Here is a 544-nt window from a genome sequence, read left to right on the forward strand (position 1 = left end):
AGGCGGACGTGGGTGTCGCGCCACTGCGTGGCATAGAGGGACCCGATGTTGTATCCGCCAACGAACCCAGTTTCATCATCAACGACCAGTAGTTTGCGGTGGGTCAATCCGGTTGCGCGCAACGGGGTGAAGAGTAGACGCCGGCGCACGACAGGAAAACGGAAGACGTGCACGGCGGGGTGGAAACGGTAGAACGAGGAGGGCACTACCAGGTTGCCGAAGCCGTCATAGATCAGGTACACCTCGACGCCGCGGTCTGCAGCGGCGTTGAGCGCGTCCCGGAACTGCCGGCCTACTCCGTCGTTCTTCCAAAGGTAGGTCTCCATCAGAATGCGGTGCTGCGCGCCCTCGATGGCGGCGAGCATGTCGCGGTAGAGATCCTCCCCGTAGGTGTGAATCCGGGTGCCCGTGTCGCCCACCGTGTGCTCGAACATGCCAGGCCGGGGGAATCGGGAGCGCCGCACCCGGGATCGGCGCTTGAGCGCGTCCGCGGCGATCAGCGTGGCGATCACGGTCGCCTGAACCGCGATAAAACCACCGAGGG

At 64.3% G+C, this 544-nt stretch carries 1 protein-coding gene; it reads right to left on the bottom strand.

Annotation, left to right across the window (positions count from 1 at the left end; genetic code table 11):
- Positions 1 to 544, bottom strand: a 544-nt coding sequence (locus AC4D2R_RS18045) for a phospholipase D-like domain-containing protein (RefSeq protein ID WP_490941478.1), incomplete at both ends; no start/stop codon positions are given.

This window comes from Arthrobacter sp. TJ-217 (genome assembly GCF_058269255.1).